Source organism: Nitrospirillum goiasense (assembly GCF_034427435.1).
In the GTDB taxonomy this organism is placed as follows: domain Bacteria; phylum Pseudomonadota; class Alphaproteobacteria; order Azospirillales; family Azospirillaceae; genus Nitrospirillum.
The window spans coordinates 445,492-470,609 of sequence record NZ_JAXQNP010000003.1; the positions used below are offsets into that span (position 1 = coordinate 445,492).

At 67.4% G+C, this 25,118-nt stretch carries 22 protein-coding genes, 2 tRNA genes and 1 pseudogene; 17 read left to right on the plus strand and 8 right to left on the minus strand.

From position 1 onward, the window contains the following. Window positions 1-2: 2 nt before the first annotated feature. The 3 genes and pseudogenes from ULB03_RS16345 to ULB03_RS16355 form a co-directional block, all read right to left on the minus strand. A complete protein-coding gene (locus ULB03_RS16345) occupies window positions 3-368 on the minus strand; it encodes a hypothetical protein (RefSeq protein ID WP_322484196.1) in 366 nt (121 codons plus the stop codon). Window positions 369-465: 97 nt separating this feature from the next. Further along, window positions 466-759, minus strand: a complete 294-nt coding sequence (locus ULB03_RS16350) for a glycoside hydrolase family protein (RefSeq protein ID WP_322484197.1) — start codon at window positions 757-759, stop codon at window positions 466-468. Window positions 760-974: 215 nt separating this feature from the next. Continuing rightward, window positions 975-1,592, minus strand: a pseudogene (locus tag ULB03_RS16355) (family 43 glycosylhydrolase); the annotation flags it as partial. Between the two features lie 280 nt (window positions 1,593-1,872). Between ULB03_RS16355 and ULB03_RS16360 the strand changes: the two are divergent. The 5 genes from ULB03_RS16360 (at window position 1,873) to ULB03_RS16380 (ending at window position 6,356) form a co-directional block, all read left to right on the plus strand. Further along, the gene (locus ULB03_RS16360) at window positions 1,873-2,871 is read left to right on the plus strand and encodes a cysteine synthase A (protein ID WP_322484198.1); all 999 of its coding nucleotides are present in this window, start codon (window positions 1,873-1,875) and stop codon (window positions 2,869-2,871) included. Between the two features lie 19 nt (window positions 2,872-2,890). Next, window positions 2,891-3,742 (plus strand): 3-mercaptopyruvate sulfurtransferase, encoded by an 852-nt coding sequence (sseA, locus tag ULB03_RS16365; RefSeq protein ID WP_322484199.1) that lies wholly within the window; start codon window positions 2,891-2,893, stop codon window positions 3,740-3,742. Between the two features lie 8 nt (window positions 3,743-3,750). Next, window positions 3,751-4,359 carry a GNAT family N-acetyltransferase gene (locus ULB03_RS16370; RefSeq protein ID WP_322484200.1) on the plus strand — a complete coding sequence of 203 codons (609 nt, stop codon included), beginning with the start codon at window positions 3,751-3,753 and terminating at the stop codon, window positions 4,357-4,359. Window positions 4,360-4,452: 93 nt separating this feature from the next. After that, window positions 4,453-5,175 carry a GNAT family N-acetyltransferase gene (locus tag ULB03_RS16375; RefSeq protein ID WP_322484201.1) on the plus strand — a complete coding sequence of 241 codons (723 nt, stop codon included), beginning with the start codon at window positions 4,453-4,455 and terminating at the stop codon, window positions 5,173-5,175. Between the two features lie 5 nt (window positions 5,176-5,180). Next, window positions 5,181-6,356, plus strand: a complete 1,176-nt coding sequence (locus ULB03_RS16380; RefSeq protein ID WP_322484202.1) for an FUSC family protein — start codon at window positions 5,181-5,183, stop codon at window positions 6,354-6,356. A gap of 11 nt (window positions 6,357-6,367) precedes the next feature. Here ULB03_RS16380 and ULB03_RS16385 read toward each other — a convergent pair whose 3' ends face one another. Both ULB03_RS16385 and ULB03_RS16390 read right to left on the minus strand, forming a co-directional pair. Beyond that, on the minus strand, window positions 6,368-6,745 hold the full coding sequence (locus ULB03_RS16385; protein ID WP_322484203.1) for a hypothetical protein: 378 nt from the start codon (window positions 6,743-6,745) through the stop codon (window positions 6,368-6,370). A gap of 328 nt (window positions 6,746-7,073) precedes the next feature. Further along, on the minus strand, window positions 7,074-7,400 hold the full coding sequence (locus ULB03_RS16390; RefSeq protein ID WP_322484204.1) for a hypothetical protein: 327 nt from the start codon (window positions 7,398-7,400) through the stop codon (window positions 7,074-7,076). Between the two features lie 329 nt (window positions 7,401-7,729). Here ULB03_RS16390 and ULB03_RS16395 point away from each other — a divergent pair, with 329 nt between their 5' ends. The 5 genes from ULB03_RS16395 to ULB03_RS16415 all read left to right on the plus strand — a co-directional run bounded on the left by ULB03_RS16395 (window position 7,730) and on the right by ULB03_RS16415 (window position 13,952). Next, complete coding sequence (locus ULB03_RS16395; protein WP_322484205.1) at window positions 7,730-9,058, plus strand: amidohydrolase; 1,329 nt, start codon at window positions 7,730-7,732, stop codon at window positions 9,056-9,058. A 101-nt stretch (window positions 9,059-9,159) separates the two neighbouring features. After that, window positions 9,160-10,359: a cystathionine beta-lyase gene (metC, locus tag ULB03_RS16400; RefSeq protein ID WP_322484206.1), complete on the plus strand. Its 1,200-nt coding sequence runs from the start codon at window positions 9,160-9,162 to the stop codon at window positions 10,357-10,359. After that, entirely contained in the window at window positions 10,356-10,817 is a 462-nt protein-coding gene (hisI, locus tag ULB03_RS16405) for a phosphoribosyl-AMP cyclohydrolase (protein WP_322484207.1), read from the plus strand. The genes metC and hisI overlap by 4 nt, the downstream gene beginning before the upstream one ends. Before the next feature lie 136 nt (window positions 10,818-10,953). Then, entirely contained in the window at window positions 10,954-13,800 is a 2,847-nt protein-coding gene (locus ULB03_RS16410) for a response regulator (RefSeq protein ID WP_322484208.1), read from the plus strand. Continuing rightward, on the plus strand, window positions 13,776-13,952 hold the full coding sequence (locus ULB03_RS16415) for a hypothetical protein (protein WP_322484209.1): 177 nt from the start codon (window positions 13,776-13,778) through the stop codon (window positions 13,950-13,952). Before ULB03_RS16410 ends, ULB03_RS16415 begins: the two co-directional genes overlap by 25 nt. A 75-nt stretch (window positions 13,953-14,027) precedes the next feature. Here the strand turns inward: ULB03_RS16415 and ULB03_RS16420 are convergent, their stop codons facing one another. Further along, window positions 14,028-17,024 (minus strand): autotransporter outer membrane beta-barrel domain-containing protein, encoded by a 2,997-nt coding sequence (locus tag ULB03_RS16420; protein WP_322484210.1) that lies wholly within the window; start codon window positions 17,022-17,024, stop codon window positions 14,028-14,030. Window positions 17,025-17,365: 341 nt separating this feature from the next. Between ULB03_RS16420 and ULB03_RS16425 the strand changes: the two genes are divergently transcribed. Next, on the plus strand, window positions 17,366-17,719 hold the full coding sequence (locus ULB03_RS16425; RefSeq protein ID WP_322484211.1) for a hypothetical protein: 354 nt from the start codon (window positions 17,366-17,368) through the stop codon (window positions 17,717-17,719). Window positions 17,720-17,881: 162 nt separating this feature from the next. On the opposite strand, the gene ULB03_RS16430 is transcribed toward ULB03_RS16425, so the two are convergent. Next, window positions 17,882-19,744, minus strand: coding sequence for a flagellin N-terminal helical domain-containing protein (locus ULB03_RS16430; RefSeq protein WP_322485215.1), 1,863 nt, complete (start codon window positions 19,742-19,744; stop codon window positions 17,882-17,884). Between the two features lie 548 nt (window positions 19,745-20,292). On the opposite strand from ULB03_RS16430, the gene ULB03_RS16435 reads away from it, so the two are divergent. From ULB03_RS16435 to ULB03_RS16455, 5 genes are all read left to right on the plus strand, one after another. Then, window positions 20,293-20,369, plus strand: a tRNA-Pro gene (locus tag ULB03_RS16435). 109 nt (window positions 20,370-20,478) lie between these two features. Next, window positions 20,479-20,784, plus strand: a complete 306-nt coding sequence (locus tag ULB03_RS16440; protein ID WP_322484212.1) for an ETC complex I subunit — start codon at window positions 20,479-20,481, stop codon at window positions 20,782-20,784. A gap of 49 nt (window positions 20,785-20,833) precedes the next feature. Continuing rightward, window positions 20,834-20,910, plus strand: a tRNA-Arg gene (locus ULB03_RS16445). 134 nt (window positions 20,911-21,044) lie between these two features. After that, window positions 21,045-21,767, plus strand: coding sequence for a helix-turn-helix transcriptional regulator (locus ULB03_RS16450; protein ID WP_322484213.1), 723 nt, complete (start codon window positions 21,045-21,047; stop codon window positions 21,765-21,767). Between the two features lie 231 nt (window positions 21,768-21,998). Further along, window positions 21,999-22,421, plus strand: coding sequence for a hypothetical protein (locus tag ULB03_RS16455; RefSeq protein ID WP_322484214.1), 423 nt, complete (start codon window positions 21,999-22,001; stop codon window positions 22,419-22,421). Window positions 22,422-22,493: 72 nt separating this feature from the next. On the opposite strand, the gene ULB03_RS16460 is transcribed toward ULB03_RS16455, so the two are convergent. Continuing rightward, window positions 22,494-24,251 carry a DUF885 domain-containing protein gene (locus ULB03_RS16460; protein WP_322484215.1) on the minus strand — a complete coding sequence of 586 codons (1,758 nt, stop codon included), beginning with the start codon at window positions 24,249-24,251 and terminating at the stop codon, window positions 22,494-22,496. A 279-nt stretch (window positions 24,252-24,530) separates the two neighbouring features. Between ULB03_RS16460 and ULB03_RS16465 the strand changes: the two genes are divergently transcribed. Then, window positions 24,531-25,073, plus strand: coding sequence for a nuclear transport factor 2 family protein (locus ULB03_RS16465; RefSeq protein ID WP_322484216.1), 543 nt, complete (start codon window positions 24,531-24,533; stop codon window positions 25,071-25,073). Window positions 25,074-25,118 lie beyond the last annotated feature (45 nt).

Sequence of the window (25,118 nt, forward strand, 5' to 3'; positions counted from 1 at the left end):
GATCACAGGTCGTCGTAGAGCGTGCCCTCTTCCAGGGCGCGCGGCGCTGGACGTGCCGGCGCCTCCTGCCGGGCGCCGCCAGCCCGCGCCGCCGCCGCGTCCGCCCGCACGGCGGCCAGGGGACGGTCGTCCACCATCACGTCCTCATCGGTGTCCGGGCCGGGATCGCTCTCCGGCTTCAAGCCGGCATTGCGCAGCCATTCCCCGCACCAGTCGGTGGACAGGGTGGTGGGGAAGACGCCGGCCGGCGCCCGGTCGGTCACCACCGGCGGATAGCGCCGGCACTGCCCCTTGGGGCCCCGCTCCCGCACGCCGCCGCCCAACCAATGGCGGCAGGTATAGCAAATCTCGGAACGGCGGACGGCCATGGGACCAGGCTTTCGGCTGCGGACCTTGTTGCCACCGTTATAACATGGCCACAGCCGCCAATGGGAAGGGTGGACGACCTCCGCCCTCCCCGCCCCATCACGGCACAAACGGATCGATGGGCTGGATGGTGCCGTCGGCGTTGAAGTGCATCTCCGTCACCTTGACGTTGCGCAGGTGGTTTTTGCCGCTCAGCTGGTTGTCGGCGTAGAACAGCCAGGTCTTGCCGCCCCAATCCACGATGGAATGATGGGTGGTCCAGCCCTGCACCGGCAGCAGGAAATGGCCCCGGTACTTGAACGGGCCATAGGGGTTGTCGCCGGTGGCGTAGGCCAGGAAGTGGGTGTCGCCGGTGGAATAGGTGAAGTAGTAGGTGCCGCCGCGCTTGTACATCCACGACGCCTCGAAGAAGCGCCGCTCATGATCGCCGCCCAGCAGGGGCTTGCCGTCCTCCCCAGGATGACGACATCGCGCGGTTTTTCCGCGAAGGTCTTCATGTCGGGGGACAGCTTGGCGACCTTGGGCGCAAGCGCCGGCTTGTCATCCTGCTTCAGGTCGGTGTCGCCGATGGCGGCGTCGTAATGGCCCGTGGCCCACTTCTGCAGCTGGCCGCCCCAGATGCCGCCGAAATACAGGTAGCAGCTGCCATCGGCGTCGGTGAACACGGCGGGATCGATGGAGAAGCTGCCGGGAATGGGCGTCGGCTCCGCCTTGAAGGGGCCCATGGGCTTGTCGCCGGTAGCGACGCCGATGTGGAACACCCCCTGCTTATCCTTGGCGGGGAAGTAGAGGTAATAGGTGCCGTTCTTGTAGGCCGCGTCGGGCGCCCACATGAATTCCTTGGCCCAGGGCACCTGCTCCACCGACAGCGCCACGCCGCCGATGGTCACCGGCCCGCCGATCCGGTCCATGGACAGGACGCGGTAATCGCGCATGGCGTACTGGCTGCCCAGATCGTCGTCGGGGATGCCGGCATCGATGTCGTGGCTGGGGTAGACGTAGATCTTGCCATCGAAGACATGCGCCGAGGGATCGGCCGTGAAAATCTCCGTCACCAGGGGCTGGGACAGGAAATGCTTGCCGTTCAGGGCGACTGGATTCTGGGTCACCGGATTCTGGACGGCCGATTGGGCCGCGGCATCGGCCGGCTTGTCCTGGGCCAGGGCGAAGGGGGCGGCACACAGCACACCGAAGGCGGGCAAGGTGAGACCGAGCAAGCGACGCATTGATCCTCCCGATATTCTTATGCTTGGCTTTATGGCGGCACGTTACCGCTAACATTGGCGGTTTACAAGGACATCCCCCGGTTGATCCCAGGGGTGGCGGGCAGGAAGGCGTGGACGGTTTAGCAGCGCAGGCTGTGTGATTTCCGTTCCATTCAACGCCAATATGCGGGGGCCGCGCTTGAAGGGCGGGCCCAGGCTCACTAGTCTTTGGTTTTCCCCCCGCGGGCCATCGCGGCCCGCTGGGGCGGCGCCCCGACCCCTGGTGATATGGAAGACAGCCTTGGACATACGTGACGGTTTTATCGGAACGATCGGCCACACCCCCCTGATCCGGCTGGAAGCGGCCTCCAAGGCGACAGGCTGTGACATCCTGGGCAAGGCGGAGTTCCTGAACCCCGGCGGCTCGGTCAAGGATCGCGCGGCCCTGGCCATCATCCAGGACGCCATCCAGCGCGGCGCGCTGAAGCCGGGCGGCACCATCGTGGAAGGGACGGCCGGCAACACCGGCATCGGCCTGGCGCTGGTGGGCAACGCCTGGGGCTTCAAGACCGTGATCGTCATGCCCGAGACGCAGAGCCAGGAAAAGAAGGACATGCTGCGCCTGATCGGCGCCGACCTGCGCCTGGTGCCGGCGGTGCCGTACAAGGACCCGGGCAACTACGTCCATGTCAGCCGCCGCATCGCGGAGGAGCTGGCCGCGACGGAACCCAACGGCGCCATCTGGGCCAACCAGTTCGACAACCTGGCCAACCGCGAGGGCCATCGCGCCACCACCGGCGTGGAGATTTGGGAGCAGACGGACGGTAAGGTCGACGCCTTCACCTGCGCCGTGGGCACCGGCGGCACCCTGGCCGGCGTGGCGCTGGCGCTGAAGGACCGCAACCCCAACGTCCGCATCGTCATGGCCGACCCCATGGGCAGCGCCCTCTACAACTGGAAGAAGACCGGGGACCTGGTGTCCACCGGCACCTCCATCACCGAGGGCATCGGCCAGGCCCGCGTCACCGCCAACCTGGCGGACGCGCCCATTGACGACGCGGTGCAGATCCCCGATGAGGAAGCCCTGCCCCTGATCTTCGACCTGGTGAAGACCCAGGGCCTGGTGCTGGGCGGATCCAGCGGGATCAACGTCGCCGCCGCCATCCGCGTGGCCCGCGACCTGGGCCCCGGCCATACAGTGGTGACCATCCTGTGCGACTTCGGCACCCGCTATCAGTCCAAGCTGTTCAACCCCGACTTCCTGAAGGAACGGAACCTGCCCGTTCCCGGTTGGCTGTAACAAAAGGAGGCCTGGCCCCGTGACCCAGAGCGCGCTCGTCACCACCGACTGGCTGGCCCAGCACCTGAATGACGCGGACATCCGCGTCGTCGACGCCAGCTATCACATGCCCGCCGTGCCGCGTGAGGCCAAGGGCGAGTTCGCGGCCCAGCATATCCCCGGCGCCGTCTTCTTCGACATTGACGGCATCGCCGACAAGACCATCCCCCTGCCCCACATGCTGCCCACGGCGGAAACATTCGCCCAAGCGGTGACGGACCTGGGGATCGGCCGCGACAGCACCGTCATCGTCTACGACGTCTATGACCTGTTCAGCGCCGCCCGGGTGTGGTGGACCTTCCGCGTGTTCGGCCATGACAAGGTCTATGTCCTGGACGGCGGCCTGCCCAAATGGTTGGCGGAGGGGCGGCCGGTGGAGGCCGGCCCCGCCACGCCGAAGCCGGCGGGGGAGCCGATCGCCGCGCACCTGAACCCCGCCCTGGTGCGCAACGCCGATGCCGTGCTGGCCAACATCGACCGCAAGGTGGAGCAGGTGGTGGACGCCCGCTCGCAAGGCCGGTTCGAGGCGACGGCGCCGGAGCCGCGCGCCGGCCTGCGCGGCGGCCACATCCCGGGCAGCCGCAACGTCCCCTTCAATGAACTGATCGCCGGCGGCCGCCTGAAGCCGGCGGATGAGCTGGCCGCCCGCTTCCAGGATGCCGGCGTGGACGTCAATCGCCCGCTGGTCACCAGCTGCGGCAGCGGCCTGACCGCCGCCATCCTGGCGCTGGCGCTTTATGAGATCGGGCAACCGGACGTCGCCCTCTACGACGGGTCCTGGACGGAATGGGGCGGGCGCGCGGATCTGCCCGTCGCCACCGGCCCCGCCTGAGGCCGCGCATGGAACGGGAAGCCGGCGTGCCGGCGGGCAAGCTGCCCGTCACCATCACCTATCTGGAAATGGCGGAGCCACCCGCCGGGCCGGCGGGTACGCGGCCCGCTGGCGTGGACGGGCCGGCGCACGCCGTCAACTGCCCACCGGCTTATTACCGCTTCCTCTACGACACGGTGGGGGAGCCCTGGCTGTGGGAATATCGCCGCCGCATGGCGCCGGAACGCTTGGCCGAAATCCTGGCCGACCCGGCGGTGGAGGTGCATGTCGTCTCCATCCAGGGCGTGCCCGCCGGGTATATCGAGCTGGACGCGGACAAGCTGGCGACCGACGGCACGATGGACGTGGCCTATTTCGGCCTTATGCCCTGGGCCATTGGCCGGGGCATCGGGCCCTGGCTGCTGGACTGGGGTGTCCGCCGCGCCTGGGTCAAGCCGGGGGTACGGCGGCTGACGGTCAACACCTGCACCTTCGACCACCCCTCGGCGCTGGGCCTGTACCGGCGCGTGGGCTTCCGCCCCATCCGCACCGAGGACAAGCTGGTGGACGATCCGCGCCTGACCGGCTTGCTGCCCCTGTCGGCCGCCCCCCAAATACCCTTGGCCCGGCGTCCCTGAACTGCCGCGATATGCCGCACGTCAGCGGCGCAGGGTTGATGGAAACCCTGTCGTTACACCCCGTATCGGAAACCGCTACGGGGCTGAGCGAAAATGGAGATCGGGGAGATGGGCGGGGTGCCGCCCGGCAAGCTGCCAGTCGTGATCACCTTCATGGAAATGGCCAAGCCGCCGGAGACACCGCCCCGCCCCGCCCCCGATATCGCGCAGGGTCCGGTCTTGGCCCGGAACTGCACGTTGGCCTATTATCGTTTCCTGTACGATACGATCGGCGAACGATGGCTGTGGTCGTTGCGGCGCAGCATGGACCAGGATGAGTTGTCCCGCATGCTGGCCGACCCGCAGGTGGAGGTGCACGTGATCCATGTCGACGGCATGCCCGCCGGTTTTGTGGAGTTGGACTGGCGCCTGCTGCCGGCCGACGGCACGGTGGCCATCGACTATCTGGGCCTGATGCCCTGGGCCATCGGCAGGGGCCTGGGTTCCTGGCTGCTGGACTGGGCGGTTCATCAGGTGTGGCAACGGCCTCGCGTTCGCCGCCTGACCATCAACACCTGCAGTTTCGACCATCCGGCGGCCCTGCCCCTGTACTTGCGCACCGGCTTCCGCCGCCTGCGGCAGGAGCGCAAATTCGTCGACGACCCCCGGTGGACCGGCGCCCTGCCCCCCACCGCCGGGCCCCACATTCCGCTGGCCCAGCCGCCCAGCGCATCTGCGCCCCCGGCGGACACCCCGACGCCGTCAACCGCCACGCCGGCACGCCCCCCTATCGCCTTTCGCCCCCTGGCCCCTCGTCCCCCGGTCTCCCGTTCATGACGGTGATGGCGACCTTACGCGCGCCGGAACTGCGTCTGGCGTTCCGGGTCACGGTCGCCGGCGTGGCGGCGTTGGCCATGGCGCGCCTGGTCAACCTGCCCCAGAGCTATTGGGCGGTGATCACCGCCATCATGGTCATGCAGACCAGCATCGGCGGCTCGCTGAAGGCGGCGCTGGATCGCTTCGCCGGCACCTTGGCAGGGGCGGCCTGGGGCGCCCTGGTCGCCTCCGTCGGGCTGCGCGATTCCCCGCTTCACCTGTGCCTGACGCTGGCCGTGGCGCTGGCGCCGCTGGCCTGGCTGGCGGCACGCCACCCGGTGTTCAAGCTGGCCCCCGTCACCGCGACCATCGTGCTGCTGACCTCCGCCAGCAGCACGGAATCGTCCCTGGCGCTGGCGATGGACCGGGTGTTCGAAATCGTGATCGGCAACATCGTCGGCCTGGCCGTCGCCCTGTTCGTGCTGCCCTCGCGGGCCTACGGGACGGTGCTGACCACCGCCGCGCGGGTCGCCGACCTGTGCGCCGACATGCTGGACGCGCTGCTGGATCCGGCGCTGCCGGACGAGGTTCGCCAGGGCCTGTCCAAGCGCCATGCGCAGCTCTGGGCGGCCCTGCGTCCCCTGGACACGGCGGTGGAGGAGGCACAGCGCGAGCGCCGTACCTGGCTGGGCGACCAACGCGACCCGGCCCCCCTGGTCCGCACCCTGACCCGGGTGCGTCATGACCTGGTGATGGTCGGCCGCGCCACCGCCGACCGCGCCGCGTCCGACGGGGCGGCGGCCCGGCGGCTGGAGGGCCCCCAGGGGGATCTACGGCGCCAAGGGGTGCTGTTCCTGCGCCATGCCGCCACCGCCCTGCGCGCGCAAGGCCAGGCGTCCCCAACCCAGGCGCCCGATATCGAACCCGTGCAGGCGGCGGCCCGCGCCTACCTGGATACGGTGCAGACGCTGCGGGCGGAGGGCGTGCTGAGGGAGTTGCCCCGTGGCGTCACGGGGCAGATTTACACCCTGTCTTTCGCCCTGGAGCAACTGACCCAGGACCTGACGGACCTGCATGCGCGCACGGCGGAAATGATCCCGCCGCCCCGGCACGGACAAGGCATCGCCACGGATCGGAAAGCCGATGCGGCGGCGGTTCAACCCACAGCGGTTCCCCCGACGGCGGAACCCCCGTCAGCGTAAGGGGTGAGCCCTTAGTGGGCGGTGTCGGCCACCTGCTCCGCCGGCAGGGTGGCGAAGTCGCGGGCCACGACCTTCAGGTCGCGGATGGTGCGGTCATAGCTGCTGGCAATGGCGGCGCGGCCATCGGGCGTCCAGGCGATGACACTGTTGGCGCTGAGATTGTCCAGGCAGGCCAGACGGGCCTGGGCGGCCTTGCCATAGGCGCGAACCTCAGCCGTGGCGGCGCTGACATCGGCCGGGGTGGCCGTGGCGGACAGGTGGTTGACCGGGGCGACGGGGGGCTTGCCGCAGGCGCGCTCGACACCCAGCGACTGCGCCATGGCGGGCGCCGCGGCGGTGACCAGGCCGCCCAGGATCAGGGCGGCGAAAACGCGGGAAACAGAAGCCATAATCATCTCCGATGGCGAAAGGTGGTGCCCTTGACGGTCGCGCCCTCCCCCGCGGATTGATTGGCGAAACAGCGATTTCGCATACGCACATATTTATTGTGCGTTGCGGCAAAGTTACTGCCGCCAGGTTGGGCCGTCAACCATCGCGCCCCACCGTGATAACGCTATCAACGATGACGGGCGTGGCCGCAACATGTTGTCGAAAAAGACGATTGTGCTTCCGACCTTCCGCCATGCAATTTCCACATTCAGACCATGCGCCAAACGCGCCGAAGGCGGCCGGTTTCCCGGCCGCCTTCGTAAGGGGCGTGTTGGACAGGTCTTGGGCTCAGTCGCCGGAGGGCGGGGGAGCCATGGCCGGGCTGTTGGTCCGCGCGGCGGCATCGCCATTGGCGGCGACCTGGGCCAAGCAGGCGCCACGCGCCTTGGCCTTGGCGGCGTAGTGGTTGACCTGGGCGACGAAAGCGTCGCCGTCGATGGCGGCGGGCGGCGCGTCCAGCCGCTTCAGGGACAACACGGGGGCGGAACCGCAAGCGCCGGAGGATCTGGCACCCACGTCCGCCGCGGGGGCAGCACCGGCCATGGCAAGGGTAAGGGCGGCGGAAAAGGCGCAGGCGCCAAAGCGGGTTTTGCCAAAACGGGGTTTAAGCGTCATGGGTCGTCTCCTTCAAGAACGGGCGGCGCCACCCGCCCCCCTCGATGGGGCCGCCAAGCATATTTATGATCGCATCTTCCCCAATAACGCTGCGCCTGAGGCGGGCGCAGGATCAACGGCGCGGAGGGTAAAGGCGCCGGCGCCAAGGCAATAGGGCCGCCGGTTCAAATGGGAGAGGCCGCCACCGTCAATAAGCCAGCCGCATAGCTGCCATGCGTTGTCACGCCAATGCCACGGGCTGGCCGGGAGGGGGCATCCGGGTACCCTTCCCCCGAGAAGGCAGAGCCATTCCAACGTGATGGCGGCAAACAACAAGGGGGCGATGACAGATGGGCAAACGGCATTTCGGCTGGACGTTGGCCTTGGGCGCGGGCGTGGGGGCCTTGCTGGCGTCCGGAACAGCGGCCTGGGCGGGCGACCGGGAACAGGCGCAGGCCACGGTGGACACCCGCGCGGCGGTGGAACAGCCCAAGATCATCGCCTGGCGCCGTGACATCCATGAGCACCCCGAACTGGGCAACCAGGAGACGCGCACGGCGGCCCTGGTGGCCAAGCACCTGAAAAGCCTGGGGCTGGAGGTGCGCACCGGCGTGGCCAAGACCGGCGTGGTCGCCGTGCTGAAGGGCGGCAAGCCTGGCCCGGTGGTGGCGCTGCGCGCGGACATGGACGCCCTGCCGGTGACGGAGCAGGTGGACCTTCCCTTCGCCTCCAAGGTGAAGACTCAATACGAGGGGCATGAGGTGGGCGTGATGCACGCCTGCGGCCACGACACCCACGTCGCCATGCTGATGGGCGTGGCCGAGGTGCTGGCCGGCATGAAGGACCAACTGCCCGGCACGGTGAAGTTCATCTTCCAGCCGGCGGAGGAGGGCCTGGCCAAGGGCGAGGTCGGCGGCGCGGAACAGATGCTGAAGGAAGGCGCGTTCGAGAACCCCAAGCCGGACGCCGTGTTCGGCGTGCACGTCATCTCCACCCTGCATGCCGGCGACGTGGGCTACCGCCCCGGCCCCTTCATGGCGGCGGCGGATGAGTTCATCATCACCGTTCATGGCCGGCAGAGCCATGGCGCCCTGCCCTGGACCGGCGTCGACCCCATCGTCACCGCCTCGCAGATCGTGCTGGGCCTGCAAACCATCGAAAGCCGGCAGATGGAAGTGATCAAGGAGCCGTCGATCCTGAGCGTCGGCAGCATCCACGGCGGCAACCGCAACAACATCATTCCCGACACGGTCACCCTGAACGGCACCATCCGCACCTTTGACGAAGGCATGCGTGCCGACATCGACAAGCGCCTGCGGCGCACCGTGGCCGGCATCGCCGAGTCCGCCGGCGCCACCGCCGACGTGGACGTCATCAAGGGCTATCCCGTCACTATCAACAACCCGGAACTGACGGCCAAGATCGTCCCCACCCTGCAGCGGGTGGCAGGCAAGGACCATGTGAAGCTGATCGACAAGGTCACCCCGTCGGAAGACTTCTCCTTCTATGAACAGCAGGTGCCGGGCGTGTACCTGTTCGTGGGCATCACCCCGCCGGACACCGACCTGTCCAAGGCCGCCTCCAACCACTCGCCCAAGTTCTTCGTAGACGAGTCCGGCCTGATCGTGGGCGCCCGCACCCTGGCCCACCTGACCGTGGATTATCTGTACGGGCTGTAACGCAACGGAGGCATGACGGGGCGCGGCGGCGCGGCCGCTTCCCTGCGACCCGGGGGCAGTGCCAAGATGGCCGTCCCCTTTCCGTTTATGACTTGGCCTCCATGTCCAGCGACACAAAGAAATCCGGCGACACGACAAGCCCCGCCACCCTGCTGGTCCATGCCGGCCGCAACCCGCTGGACAATTACGGCGTGGTCAACGTGCCGCCCTATCGCGCGTCCACCATCCTGTTCTCCTGCCTGGATGAGCTGGAGGGGCACGATCCCGAGCATCGCGCCCCGCGCTATGGCCGCCGCTCCACCCCCAGCAGCCTGGCCTTCGAGGACGCGGTGGCGGCGCTGGAGGGTGGGCACCGCGCCGTGGTGGCCAGTTCCGGCCTGGCCGCCGTCACCACCGCCCTGCTGGCCTATGCCAAGGCCGGGGGCCACCTGCTGGTGGCCGACACCGTTTACGGCCCGTCGCGGGATTTCTGCGATACGGTGCTGACGCGCCTGGGCGTGGTCGTGGAGTATGTCGATCCGCTGATCGGCGCCGACATCGCGCACAAGCTGCGTCCCGAAACCACGGCCATCCTGCTGGAATCCCCCGGATCCCTCACCTTCGAGGTGCAGGACATCCCGGCCATATCCCGGGCCGCCCATGACCGGGGCGTGGCCGTGCTGGTGGACAGCACCTGGTCCGCGGGCATTTGCAGCAAGCCGCTGGCCTTGGGCGCCGACGTCGTCATCCACGCCGCCACCAAGTATTTCGTGGGCCATGCCGATGCCACGGTCGGCGTCATCGTCGGCACGCGCGAGGCGTGGCAGCGGGTGAAGCACACCGCCCTGCAACTGGGCCAGAACGTGGGCGGCGACGACCTGTATCTGGCCATGCGCGGCATGCGCACCCTGGCCGCCCGCATGGCCCGCCACCAGGAGACGGCGCTGGCCATCGCCCGCTGGCTGAAAGGGCGGGAGGAGGTGCAGCGCGTGCTGCATCCCGCCTTCCCCGACTGCCCCGGCCATGACATCTGGCGCCGGGATTTCACCGGGTCCAGCGGGCTGTTCACGGTGGAACTGAAAAAGCAGCCGCGCGCCGCCGTGGCCGCCCTGGTGGACGGCATGTCCCACTTCGGCATCGGCTTCAGCTGGGGCGGCTTCGAGTCCCTGATCTTGCCGACCGACCCGCGCAAGATCCGCACGGCCACGCCGTGGACCGGCACCGGCACGCTGATCCGCCTGCATGCCGGGCTGGAGGATGCCGACGACCTGATCCGCGACCTGGAGCGTGGACTGAACCGCATGACGGGAGCCGCCGCATGACCACAGCGATCAGCTATCCCCTACCCCCGGGGCCCCTGCCCCCATCGGTGGTCGAGGCGACGGTGGCCGCCATCCGCTTCGACGCCAACGGCCTGGTGCCGGCCATCGCCCAGCAGCATGACACGGGCGAGGTGCTGATGATGGCCTGGATGAACGCCCAATCCGTGGCGGAGAGCCTGACCACCGGCCGCGCCTGCTACTGGTCGCGGTCCCGCCAGTCCTTCTGGCGCAAGGGCGACACCTCGGGCCAGGTGCAGCACCTGCGGGAGCTGCGGGTGGATTGCGACGGCGACACCCTGCTGCTGCTGGTGGACCAGGTGGGCGTGGCCTGCCACACCGGCCGCCGGTCCTGCTTCTATCGGGCGGCCACGCCGGACGGCCTGTCGACAATCGCCGAGGTGATCACCGATCCCCTGGCCCTGTATCCGGCGCAGGGCCATGGCCACCCCACGCCCTAGCTAAAAGATCAACACTCCTTATCCGTTTGAAGTATTGTCGTCGATTGACGGCCTCTGTTTGGCCGCCAATGATTGGCAGTGGAAACCGGGCCGGTTTTTGGGTGGAGCCGACGGTTCCCCGTGGGGGAAGACGGGTATGACTGGCGCTGTTCAGGGGGCTGGTGGCGGACGGGGACTGGCATCCCCTCGCTCCAGGGGCGTGGCACCGGCCACCACCCTGTTCATGGCCCCCACCACGCCGTCGCAGCATGCGGCGGCCTTCCTGGTCGGTCTGGCCCTGCTGGGCTTGTTCCTGGTCGGGGCCATGGGGGCGAAAACGCCGGTTGGCAACATACCCGGCCTGCTGCCCGCCTATGCCGTCATCATCCTGGTCACCGACCTGCTGACGGCCTTCCTGATCGCCAGCCAGTTCCTGCTGTCGGGACAACGCCCCCTGCTGTGGCTGGTCGGCGGCTATGCCTATTCCGGCCTCATGGCCGTGCTGCAGGTGGCGGCGCTGCCCGGCGCCTTCGCCCCCCTGGACCCCGATGGGGCGCTGTCGCAATCAGCCCTGTGGTTGTACATGGCGTGGCACACCGCCTTCCCCATGGCGGTGCTGGGCTTCGCCTATGGGCAACGGCGGGAGCCGGTGCCGGTCGCGGTCGACTCCCGGCGGCTCTTGGTTCAGGGCGTGGGGATAGGCGCATTGGTGACGGCGGCCTTGACCATGGTCGCCGTGCTCATGTCCATCGACCGCTGGCTGCCGCATGTCACTCTGGTCAACACCTACAACAACGACGTGGCGGTCAAGGCCGTCTACCTGGTGATGCTGCTGATCAACTTCTGCACCCCGGCTGTCCTGGCCTCGGTGACGAAGGTGCGGACGGTGGGCCATCTGGGGCTGTTGATCTCCACCGTCGCGCTGGCGATGGACACGCTGTTGAACGGGCTGGGGCTGGCGCGCTTCACCCTGGGCTGGTTCCTGGCGCGCGCCGACGGCGCCGTGGCGTCCAGCGTCGTGCTGGTGCTGCTGTTGGCGGAGATGGTCAGCCTGTATCGGCGCGTGCATGTGATGAACGGGCAGCTGAACGCCCAGCGGGAACGGCTGCTGACCCTGACCGGCGACCTGGACCGGGCCCGGCGGACGGCGGAGGAGGCCCGCCAGGTGGCGGAGCAGGCCAACGCCGCCAAGTCGGATTTCCTGGCCAACATGAGCCACGAGATCCGCACGCCCATGAACGGCATCACCGGCATGGCGCAGATCCTGCTGGACACGCCCCTGACGACGCAACAGCGCGGCTATGCCGAGATCATCCGCGACAACGCCGACGCCCTGCTGGGCGTCATCAACGATATCCTCGACATCTCCAAGCTGGAGGCCGGCAAGGTCACGCTGGAACGCATCCAGTTCAACCTGGATGAATTGGTGGACGGCGTGCTGGCCATCCTGGGTCCGCGCGCGCGGGACAAGGGGCTGGAGATCGGCGCCCTGGTGCATGACGACGCGTCCGGCATGTGGTGGGGCGACCCCACGCGGGTGCGCCAGGTGCTGTTGAACCTGGTGGGCAACGCCATAAAATTCACCGCCAAGGGCGCGGTATCGGTGGACATCACCCTGCTGGGCGATGGTCCCGCCCAGCCACAACAGTCGCGGCGGCTGCGCGTCAAGGTGCAGGACACAGGCATCGGCATCGACCCCGCCCAGGCCGGCAAGCTGTTCCAGATGTTCGAGCAGGCCGACAGCTCCATCACCCGCCGGTTCGGCGGGACCGGCCTGGGCCTGGCCATCAGCCGCCAGTTGGTGGAGCTGATGGATGGCAGCATCGGTGTGGAGAGCACACCCGGCGAGGGCGCCACCTTCTGGTTCGACGTGCCGCTGGAACGGGGCGTGGCACCCAACCGCACGGCGCAACCCCTGGGTGATCGCCTGCGCGGCCGCCACGCGCTGGTGGTGGATGACACCCCCGTCAACCGCCTGATCCTGGTGCATCACCTCATGACCTGCGGCATGACGGTGGACGAGGCGCCAGGCGGCATCCAAGCCCGCAACCAGTTGCTGTGGATCCTGGCCGTGCAGGACGGAAGCCTGACCGGGGCCTGCGCGGAGGGAAGCCGGGCCGTCCTGCCCGACGTCATCCTGATCGACCATCACATGCCGGACCTGGACGGCCCCGGCCTGGCCGCCTGGATCAGGGCGGAGCCACGGCTGGCCGGGGTCCGCCTGCTGCTGGCCAGTTCGCTGGAGACACCGGCGGCGGCCGGAGACAAGTTGTTCGACGCCGTGGTGCCCAAGCCCATACGCCGGCCCCAGCTGCTGGAGGCCCTGGGCCAGGCGTGCGGGCTGCTCATGGAGCCGGAGCCGGCGGCGGCGCCAACCGCCCCTCCCCCGCCCGAGGCCGCCCAGGGGCGCATCCTGGTGGCGGAGGATAACGTCACCAACCAGACCATCGCGTCGGTGCTGCTGGAAAAGGCGGGCTACCAGGTGCAGATCGCGGAAAACGGCGAACAGGCCGTGCGCGCCTGCCTGCAGACCCGGTTCGACCTGGTGCTGATGGATGTGCAGATGCCGATCATGGATGGCATCGAGGCGACGCGCCGCATCCGCGCCGCGGACCACCGCACGCCGCTGATGCCCATCATCGCCATGACCGCCAACGCCATGACCGGCATGCGGGAGGACTACCTGGCGGCCGGCATGGACGACTATGTCTCCAAGCCGTTCAAGACCGACCACCTGCTGGGCATGGTGGCGCGCTGGCTGGCGGAGCGGGCCCCCCAGCCCGCCGAACCGGAGGAGGACACCCTGCTGCTGGAACCGCGGGTGCTGGCCCGGCTGGAGCGGACCCTGCCCCCCAAGAGTTCCGCGTCCTGGTGGATGGCATCATCAACCGTGGCCGGAGCCGCCTGGAAACCGTGCTGGATCTGGCGGCGGCGGATGCGCCGGCGGCGCTGCGCGACGCCACGCGCGACTTGGTGGCCATGGCCGACAGTTGTGGCCTGGTGAAGCTGGCCCGCGAGGCGCGGCGGCTGGGTGACAGCCTGGCCGGCACCGACGCCGGATCGGAGATGGCGGCCCGGTTGCCACCGCTGGCGGAGATGGGCCATCGCTCCTGGGACGCCCTGCGCCAACGCTTTCTGGGGGAACCGGTATCCTGACGATCCGCATCCCGTAAATAATGAGGGCCGCCCCAAGCGGAGCGGCCCTCTTGAGCGCGGAACGGACCGGACGGTTCAGAAGCGGAACTTGCTCACGAACCGGGCATCGTACCCGATGTAGCCATGGCGGCTTTCGCCCCCCAGTTCCAAGGCGATGTCGGAGTAGCGGTTGCCGCCCTGCACGGTCAACCGGGCGATGGGGCCGCCCCCGACCATGGACTGGGGCACCAGGGTGAAGCTGGAGCCGCCGGCGAAGCTGGCGGTGGTGTCGCCCGGACCGTCGCCGAACACCTGCTTCCAGCCCACGGTCAGCGCCGGCCTCCATTGGAAATCGCCGCCAAGCTGGGTGCCGAAGGTCAGCGCCGCCTCGGCGTTGCCCTGCTGGCCCGTGCGCTCCGCGATATTCAGGTTGAAGGCGTCGGTCCCGCCGCTTTCCTGGTGGGCGCCATCGGACAGGACGAAATAGTCCAGCGAGGCCGTGGGCCGGACGAACATGAAGCCCAGTGACTGCTCATACCCCAGGCCGACATGGGCATCGCCCATGTAACCGGTCCAGTGCGCGCTGGCGTCACGCTCGAACGAGGCGCTGTTGTCGTCCGTGCCGGTGAAGACGCGCGTGCTGGAGAAGCGGATATAACCGGCGTTCACGCTGGCGTTGGCCATCAGCCCGCCGTAGCGGTCGCGCCAGTAGGCGCCGCCGGTGAAGACCTGGCCCTTCACCTGGTTGCCGCTGGAGGCATCGGGGTCGTTGACCGCCGTGATCATGTAAGCGCTGGACAGGCCGACGACGCCGACATTCTCGACGGACTTCTCATAGCCGCCCATCAGGGCCACGCCATTGCCGTTGTAGCCCGGGCCCTGGTCGCGGTTCTGCGACACGGCGAAGCCCAGTTCCTGCACCCAGGCGCCGCGCTTCTCATCCACCATGGCCACGCTGGTGTCGGCCTCGGTACGGGCCAGCGCCATCATGCCGCGGTTCAGCAACTGGAACGGGCCACCGTTATAATCCGGCAGCATCTTCTCATAGAGGCTGCCGAAGGTGCTGGCGCTGGTGGCGTTGAAGAACGCCTCGCCCATCTGCGTGTCCTTGTCAAAGGCGCCGTAGACGGCGTTGAAGGCGCTGGCGCCGACGGTGATGCCCGCCTCGGCCGCGGTGCGACGCGCCACGTTCACCGTCACCGTGCCGGCCGTGGTGTCGGCGGCGATGTTGGCCTTGTACCAGTAGGACACGTCACCCAGCAGCGACTGGTCGGTGGTTCCCACACTCAGGCTGCTGGCCTTGATGACCGTGAAGCTGTTGCTGTCGGTGACCTTGCTCTTGAAGATCAGGCCGATCTTGGTGCCCGAGGCCAGCGACGCGGCGCCGGAAACGTTGAACAAGGTGTTGGTGTTGTTGACCGGGTCGGCGGTGAAGTCGATCTCGCCGCTGGAGCCCACGGTCAGCGACCGCATGTTGATGGTGCTGGTGCTGGTGTCGCGCAGTTTGCCGTTGTTCACCGTGGCGGCCAGGGTGCCATCGCTGGTCAAGGCGCCGGAGTAGACGGCGCCGCCATCGATGGTCAGGGTGTTGGTGCCGCTGCCGAAGGACAGCGCGCCGGTGACGGTGCCGCCGGTCAGGTTGACGGTGGCGTCGCCGGACCCCAGCAGGACGTCGCCGGTGATGGTGCCGGAGCTGTCGATGGTGACGCCGCTGGTGTTGGCGCGCAGGTCCAAGGCCGTGGCCGTGCCGGTGGTGCCGGTGTTGTCGGTCGATTCCGACACCTTGGCCAGGATGGTGCCGGTGTTGGTGATCTGCGTGACGGTGCCGGACGCGTCGTAGATCGCGACGGCGTTGCTGGCGACCGGGGTCGTGGCGCCGGCGAAGCCCGTGGCATAGGCCGCGACGCTGCCGCTGATGACCAAGTTGCTGATGGACGCGCCACTGGCGATGGAAATGGCCGTCGCCTGCGAGGACTGCGAGGAAACGGTGGTGCTGATGGAACCGGACACGGTGATGTTGGGCGAGGTGGTGCCCGAACCGACCTGGATGCCGGTGGAGTCCGCCTTGTAGGACAGGGTCGTCAGGCTGCCGGCCACATCGATGCCGCCATCGACCAGGACCGGGCTGCCCAGGCCCCCGATCTGCACGCCGGTGGTGCTGAAGCCGTCATAGACGCCGTTGGCCACGACGGCACCCGCCAGCACCAGGCCATAGGGGCTGCCCGGCACGGCGCCCAACTCGACCGTATTTCCGGCATCGCCGATCAGCAGCGCGGGGGCGGAGCCGTTGGAGGTGATGGACCCCGTCGACAGCAGGTTGAGGCCGCCCGTCGTGGTCGCGGAAATGCGGAAGGCGGCGCCGCCCTGCAGTTCGTCATTGGCGGTCAGCGCCGCGAAACCGGCGGTGGTGGTCGGGCGGGTGGTCGACAGATAGCCGGTGGAGCTGACGGCGCCCGAAACCTGCACCGTCCCTTCGGTCACACCGTCCAGCGCGACGCCAACCGAACCAGTGCCAAGTGCGCTGACGGTACCGGAAATCAGGATGGTGCCGGCGGTGATCGCCGTGGTCTGGATGCCGTAGGAGTTGTTGCCGGTCACCGAGACCGTGCCGCTCATGGTCAGGCTGCCGTCCATCTCGGTCGCGACCCGGATGCCGGCGCTATCGTTACCCCGCACCGTCAGGGTGGCCGAGGTGTTGATGTCGCCCGTGAACACCCCCGTGCCCGTGACCCAGATGCCATTGCGCCGCTCGGCCGAGGTCAGCGGAATGGTGGAACTGACGCTGCTATCGGTCAGGGTCAGGGTGCCGCTGAGGCTGACACTGCCGGTGTTGCCCCCCTTCACCAGGACGCCGGTCGTGTCATCGCTGCCGGTGATGGAAATCGTGCCCGAGCTGCTGACGGCGTTGCTGCTGTCAAGCGTCACCGCCGCCCCGCTGGAGGGGCTGACCGTGCCGGTGATGGTGAGGTCGCCGGCTGTGGACGTCGCCACCCCGCTGGACCGGGTGTCGGAGATCGTCGTCGCCGCGTGGAGATCGGTCAGGGCGGCGAGGCACAGGGGCGCGGCGGCCACCGGCGCGAGAAGACGCTTCATTTGCTGAGAAATCCTGCCTGTTCAGACGAATTAAGAAGTGCGGAGCCGGCCTTAGGGGACACGAGCGGAGAGGGGTCGGCTGGGGTTACGGTGGTGGTGCGGGACCTGATCACGGTCCCTACGGCCCCGGTTACACGCGGTGGCGATCGAATCCCGGCGCGGGTTGGCGAAAAAAATTCCCACATTCGCAAGCATCGGCGTATTTGCCGCAGCCCCGCGCGGGAGACGGAGCGGGCCTTGGAGGCGCCCCGGGAGGGGATGCCATATCCCATTTGCAACTGGCGGCGGTGCCGGAAGCTGGCGTAAGGTTCGACGTCCCTGGCCTGTCGGAACGCGAGCGCATGAAGGAACTCCGCTGCATCGTCTTTACCGACCGCGAAGTGGTGAGCGCCATCACCGAACGGCGGCGCAAGCTGAACGAGGCCTTCCCCGAGGGCGAGGTCAGCGCCCTGGAATACACCATCAACCGCGGCGTCACGGCCCGCCTGTCCGTCACCCTGGAAGGGGCGGCCAACGATGTCGCCATCCCCGAGCAGGAACTACAGGCGGCCCTGGTGGGCTATTGCATGTCGCGCAACGTTCCCCTGCCCGTCGTGTCCGACAAGGCGCTGTATGTCATCAAGGGTCGGGCCACCCTGATGATCACCATGAATTTCCGTAAGCCCGCCCGCCTGGTTGTTTTGGGAACGGAATGACCCTGGTTTTCTGACACGTACTGAAATGAAAAAAGGGCGGTCCCTTGCGGATCCGCCCTTTTTTCGTCGTGCTCGCCAACCCCAATGAGGCCAGCCCAAATGGGAGCCGGCCAAATTGGGCTTGGCCGGGATGGGGACGGCGCCCCATCCCGCCATCACCCCTTAGAACAGCTTCAGGATGGCCTGCTGGCTCTGGTTGGCCAGCGACAGGGTGGTGACACCCAGCTGCTGACGGGTCTGCAAGGTCAGCAATTCCGCACCGGCCTGGTTCTGGTCGACCTGGACCAGGCTGTCGGCGCCATCCGATAGGACGTTGTTGAAGGCGTCGGTGAAGTCGGAACGGGTCTGGATGACGTTGAGGTTGGTGCTGAGCGTCTGACCGGCCGACCGCAGCTGGTTCGTGGCGTAGGTCAGCTGGGCCACCGCGGCGTCGATGTCCGAGCGGTCCAGGAAGTCGTTCTGGGCATAGTCCAGACGCAGGCCCTGGCCGTCGGTGGTGACGTTGGTGGACTTCACCGTCAGCGAGTTGGTGTTGGTTTCGTTGAACTGCACCGACAGGTCGTTCTGCGTGTTCGCCGGCGTCTGCTGCGTCGTCGTCAGGTTGGCGAAGGCGCTGACCGACGCCGCCTGCATGATCTTGGTCGAGTCGACGTTGATGCGCACCGTGCCCGTGGTGAAGGACATGGCGTTTTCGCCGTCCGCCAGCTTGCCGCTGCCACGATCGTTGTTGCCCGACCGGGTGATGGACACGCCGTTCAGGTCCGTCGCGGTGACGGCGACATCCACGTCCTTTTCAACGGTCGAGGTGCCATTGCCCGACGTGCCCAGCGCCTCAAGGGTGGTCCGGTCCACCGTGAACGACACCACCGTGCCCGACGAGAAGGACACGGAAATATTCTTCGTCAGGGCGTTGGACGCCGAGGTGCCCAGGGTGAAGGTGTTGGCCGTGCCCGTGAGGCCAGGGGCCTGGATCGTGAAGGTGTTGCTGCCAGCGTTCGGAGTCACCGTAAAGGTGGACAGCGAGCCACCGGCGACAGTCGCGGACGAGACCTTGGCGGCCAAGCCAGCGGCGATGTTCGCCTGACGAGTGGCCGCGTCCGGCGCCGCCACGTCACCCGCCGACGCCGTGTAGCTGAAGGACGTGCCGTTGACGGTGGCGGTGAAGGTGTCGCCCTGATCGACGTTGCCCGTGATGCTGACGGTCGACAACTGCTTCGTGCCGGACACACCGACGGTGGTCAGCGAGTTGGAGACGGCCTGGGTGTTGTCGAAGAAGGTGATGGACCGGGATTCGGTGCCTTCCGTGATCACGGCCGTGCGGGTCTGGCCCACGGCGCCGCGCATTTCGATCGACACGTCGGAGAAGTTGCCGGCGGTCGCGCTGAGCTTGCCGGAAACTTTCAAGCCGAACAGGCCACGGGCGGTTTCGGTCGCGGCGATGTCGCCGGCGTTGCCGGAGATATCACCCGTGCCGGACACGCGGATGGAATAGGTATCCGACGTGGTCACGTTGGTGACGCGGCTGTTGGACAGGCCGGTGATGGAATTGATGGTCGCCCGCGACACGGAGGTGGCGTCGAAGGTCTGGCCACTGCCGGCCAGCAGATTCTTGCCACCATAGCCGCTGTCGGCCGCCAGCTTGTCGATCTGGTCCTTGATGGCGTTGAACTGGTCGGCCAGCGACTTGCGGGTGGCGATGGCGCCCGGATCGTTGCCCAGGTTGGAGTAGGCCGAGGTCGTCAGGCCCTTGGCCTGGTCGATCAGCTTCTGGATGGAGGTGACGCCCTGGTTGCCCGCCTTGATGGTGCTGATGGCCTGGCCCATCGCATCCTTCAGGGTGGACAGGTCGCTGGCACGCTGGTTCAGACCCTGCGCGGCGAAGAAGGACGTGGGGCCGTCCAGCGCGCTGTTGATCTTGTTGCCCGTGGACAGTTGAGCCTGGAGCTTATCGATCGAGCTGTTGGTGTTCTGCAGCAACAGCAGGTTCGAACGCATTGCCGAAGAAAGCGCGACTTGAGAGGACATCATTCATCTCCTTTTGAGCTGCCGGAGGGCGGCCGTTTGGGCCGGTCTGATCCTTCTGGCGAGAGCAAGCTGCTGGTCCCATGTCACCGAAAGCGCCACCCGCCCGATGCCGGGGGGGCCTAAGTCCCCGTCTCCGGGCGGCGGTCCCTCCCCGCCGACGCGGCGGGAATGGGTCCGTCCGGGAAAGTCCGGGGGCACTACGCTGTCATGGGCGCCATCAACCTCCTCTGATGGACGGTTAGGTTCGGCTCACGATCCGCAGAAACCGTGCCAACAGCCGGGGAAGATGTTTACGTATCTGTGAATAAAGGGATTTTTGGCGTTTACGGGCAAAACCCCGACAAGTTCGCAAACAAATGGGCCGGCCATATTTTCCCGGCGCCCGGTCAAATTTGCCGGGCGGCCCGGTCAGGGGCGGTCGGGATTTCCTGGCGGACCGCCCCCGGACGGAACCGGGGTGGGGGGCGCATCAGGCTTGCCGGCGGCAAGCCGCTTTCCTGATTGACCATGGGCCCGGGAACCGCGTAAACCCTAGCTCGCGATGGTCCCGGGGCGTAGCGCAGTCTGGTAGCGCGACGGTTTTGGGAACCGTAGGCCCCCGGTTCGAATCCGGGCGCCCCGACCATCGCCCGGATCGGCGCCGACGGGCGACGTCCGGCTCCAAAGCCGCCCGGCGGCCGTTCAAGCCGGACGGCGGGCACCAAGCGTTGTGTTCAACCGGGGACGTTCCAGAGATGCAGGTTCGTATCTATCAGCCGGCCAAGACGGCCATGCAGTCCGGCCGCGCCAAGACCCAGTCGTGGATCCTGGAATATGAACTGGCCACCCCCCGCCGGCCGGAACCGCTGATGGGCTGGACCAGCTCGGGCGACACCCTGAACCAGGTGAAGCTGACCTTCGACAACGCGGAGGAGGCCATCGCCTACGCGACGCGCAAGGGCTGGACCTACGAGGTCATCACCCACAACGACCGCATCGTCCGGCCGAAGAATTACGCGGACAACTTCCGCGCCGACCGTCCCCGCGTCGGCCGTTTCTGATACCCTGTCGATATCGGGCGTCCCGGCCCTGGGATCGGGACCGCCCTGGGGCCCCATAGCTCAGTTGGATAGAGCAACCGCCTTCTAAGCGGTAGGTCGCTGGTTCGAATCCAGCTGGGGTCGCCATCCCCCAACGACTTTTTACTTCTGTGCCAGGGCGCCGCCCATCCGTGCGCCCGTTGCCGTGGCTGGGGATTGGACGGAGAGGCCCACGCAGGCCATACTCGCGCTGGCAACCATTGTGGTGGGCGAGCGTCCCCATGAACCAACTTGACCGGTCCCTTGACACGCTGGCAGCGGCGAAAACCATTCCGCAGATCGCCGAGGCGCTGGGCGCGGAAACCGCGCGCATGGGATTCGAATGGTTTGTCTATGACGTCCTGGTGAATCCCAACGGCTGGACCGGTCAGCTAGTGTGTGGAAACTATCCCCAAGCTTGGGTCGATCATTATATCCAGCAGCGCTATACCCGCGACGACATCGCCATGATCCGGGCGATGTCGTCAGTCGTTCCCATTGCCTGGGGTGGGCCTGCGACCCACCTGCATCTGACGGAACGGCAGCGCATCGTCCTTGAGGAAGGTGCGGAGGCTGGATTGAGATCCGGAGCCATTGTGCCGGTCCACGGCCCCGGCCCCGGCAAAAGCGTGCTGGCCGTCAGCAGTTCCCTGACAGGTGAGGGTTTCAACCGCCTTTTCGTACATCATCGGCACGAACTGCAGGTGATCGCGACATATGCCCAGGAACAGATAATCAAGTTGGACGTCGGCAAACCAAGAGCCTCCCTTTCGCTGTCCCCTCGCGAGGCTGAAATCCTGACATGGACCGCTCTTGGTGAGGCGGCCCTGCAAATCGCTGGTCGCCTGAACATCTCGTCACACACCGTTCACCAGCATATCGACAGCGCCCGAAAGAAGTTGGGCGCCCGGAACAAGGTCCAAGCCGCATCCATCGCTATCGCGCACGGCCTCATTCGGATTTAGGGGCGAACCACCCACCGGTATTTCTCCGCACCTGGCGTCGGATTGGCCTCCCTAAAAATCGGGATATTGGCCATCGTGCATTTTTGCGCTAAAAAATGCCGAAGAAAACAACAATTAATAATGGCAGGCGTAGACCATATACCGGGTCGGGATAATACAGCCCAACAATAATATAGTCACTGCCCCACCTGCCAAACCGCAGATCCCATTTCCTTTGATTGGGGAACCAAAATGGCTCCGGAACATAATTTCATAAATCAACAGATATTTTCTGCGGAGAACGTTATGAGAATTCGGGAGTACTGCCTCGATAACGACACAATATGCTTTGGCGCTTCCGTCGCCTACATTACCTGCTACCAGCAAGACGGCAGGTTGATGATCCATGTGGTGGCGAACTGTCTCGTCATCGGCCTAGGCCACGGGAAAGCGGGGCTCGCCCTTCAACTGGCCGCCCCCCTCGGGGACGGCAACTATATCCGTATGGCCGAGACCGAAGTGACCAGCCTCATGATCGCACTGCCCTGTTTTGAAGGCCCAGTCATCGCCTTCGCCGACAACCGTTACATCGGCGCCATCAGAGACTTTTTCAACACCTCCAGCGACGCCTCCACCTACCCTTCGCCACCCCGCCTGCGGCTTGTGAAGCCATAGATGCTTGCGGCCCTCATTGAGCCGCCACTCTCCGCTTTTTTCAGCCCCAGCTCGGCCTCTCCCCGACCCCAGTCAGGGACGCGCGCCCTGCCGGGCCAGCCAGCGGCCCATCTGGTCGTGCAGGATGTCCATGGGCATGGGGCCGTCGTCCAGCAGGGCGTCGTGGAAGGCGCGGATGTCGAAGCGCGATCCCAGCGCCTGTTCCGCCCGCCGCCGTTCCGCCAGGAATTTCAGCTCCCCCACCTTGTAGGCCAGGGCCTGGGCCGGCCAGGCGATGTAGCGTTGCGTCTCGCCCCGCACGGCGCGTTCCGGCAGGGCCGTGTTGTCGCGCAGGCAGCTCGCCGCCTGCTCAGCGCTCCATCCCTTCCAGTGGATGCCCACGTCCATCATCAGGCGGCAGGCCCGCCACATGTCGAAGGACAGGCGGCCAAAGCGTTCATAGGCCGTGCGGTAGACGCCCATATCCTCGCCCAATTGCTCGGCGTATAGCGCCCAGCCCTCGATGAAGGCGGTGGGTTCGTCCTTGCGGCGGAAGGCGGGCAGGTCGGTGCGTTCCTGCCCCAGGGCGATCTGCAGATGGTGGCCCGGCACGCCCTCATGCAGGATCCAGGCGGGCAGGCCGAACAGCGGATCCTCGAAGGAGCGGGAGCCCACGACCACCCGGCCGGGCACGCCCTTGACCGGGTCGCCCAGGTCATAGCCGCTGGATGAGCCTTCCTGCTCCGGCGGCTTTTGCCGGATGGTCCAGGTCAGGCGCGGCAGCGTGCCGAACCACAGGGGCAGCAGGCCGTCGACGCGCTTGCCGATCTCGCTGGCCTTTTCCACATAGGTGGCGAGGTCGGGGGCATAGAACTGTTTGTCCGTGCGCAGCTTGGCGATGAACTCGGGCAAGGTGCCGGTGAAGCCGGCGGCCCGCATCGCCGTCTCCATCTCCCCCCGGATGCGCGCCACCTCCCGCTCGCCCAGCGCGAACACCGCGTCGGGCGTCAGGTCGGTGGTGGTGGAGCGGCGCACGGCGAAGGCGTAGTAGTCGCGCCCGCCCGGCAGGCTGCTGGCGCCCAGCGTGTCGCGCGCACGGGGCACATAATCCTGGTCGAAGAAGGCCACCATCTTCGCCTGCGCCGGCTTCACCGCCTGGGCCACGGCCGCCAGGGCGTCGGCCCGCAGCGCCGCCTGGCGGTCGGCCGGGATGGTGGCGGGCAGGATCTTCAAGGGCCCCAGCAGGGGGCTGGCCTCCGCCGGCTGGTCGGCGGCGATCTTCAGGATGGCGAGGACGGAGGCGGCGGTGGGCTTGGGCTGGATGAAACCCGTCTCCAGCCCGCGGCGCATGTTGGCGATCTGCTGGTCATAGAAGGCGGGCAAGGCCCTGAGGCGCGCGATCCATGCCTGGGCGTCCGCCTCCGTCCGGATGACGGTGGTGGCGGCGGCGTAGTTGGCGACGTTGAAGAAGCCGTCGCCGTTGTCGAAGGGGATGCGATCCTCATCAAACTTGGCCGCCTCCACCAGCACGCCCAGGCGCCAGTCCAGCAGGCGGCGGGTCAGCGCCTCCTCGCCATCGGGGGCGGACGGGGGAAGAGCGTCCAAGCGGGCCTTGAGCGCGGCGTAGCCCTGGGCCCGGCGGTCGGCGGCGCCCTTGCTGACGTCCGGCCAGCCGGGACCGTCGGTGCCGTCGGTCTGGCGGGCCAGCGCCTCATAATCGGCGATGACGGAGGCGACGCCGCCGGCGGTGGCGGTGGCAGCCGCAGCGGCGGCCGGTTTCGCCTGCGCGGACGGGCCCAGCGGACAGGCCGCCGCCAGGCTGAGAGCCAAGGCCAAAACGGCCCGCTTCATGGTCGCGCCCATATGCATGCCCCTATCGTCCCCATTTTGCCGCCAGCGTCTGTTTCCGGATACGGTATGTCAAATATTTTATCCCCGCCGACGCCGCGCGCCGGGGGCACGGAAACAGGCCCCTGGGCCGTATAATCGTTCGGGGCCTTAACCCTTCCCCGCCGTCACCCCAGAGTCGCCACAATGCCGGTGCAGGTAGAGGCGACGCGGGACGGGTGCTGACGGGGCGGGATTGCCCCTGTGCCCGCCTTCCCGCGCCGCGCAGCCCATGAGGAAGAGATGCGTCTGATCATCCGCGCCCTGGTCCTGGGCGCCGCGCTGGCCGGTTCCGGCCTGGCATCAGCGGAGGTCCCCTTGTCCTCCGCCACCCCGTCCCCCCAATCGCCGGCCAGCCCGGCCGCAGGCAACCAATGGGGCGGCGCCACCAGCAGCCGCATACCGGGCAGCATGGCGGAGGGGGAGGCCAACCGCCGGACGGTCCTGGACTTCTACGACGCCTTCTTCAACAAGCATGACCTGTCCGCGGCGGACCGGTACGTGGCGCAGGACTGCAAACAACACACCCCCGGCCTGGCCGATGGCCGTCGCGCCTTGCAGGACGCCTACGCCGAGATTTTCCAGCGCCACCCGGAATCGAAGGCGGAGGTGGTGCGCAGCGTCGCCCAGGGCGACCTGGTGGTGCTGCATGTCCACCGCATCCCAGTACCCGGCGACCGGGGCGAGGCGGTGGTCGAGATCTTCCGCGTGGCGGACGACCGGGTGGTGGAGCATTGGTCCGTCAGCCAGCCGGTGCCGGCCAGCAGCCCCGACGGCATGTTCTGAACACCCACCGCTTGATGCCGGCCCCTTGACGCCCCAACGGGGCCG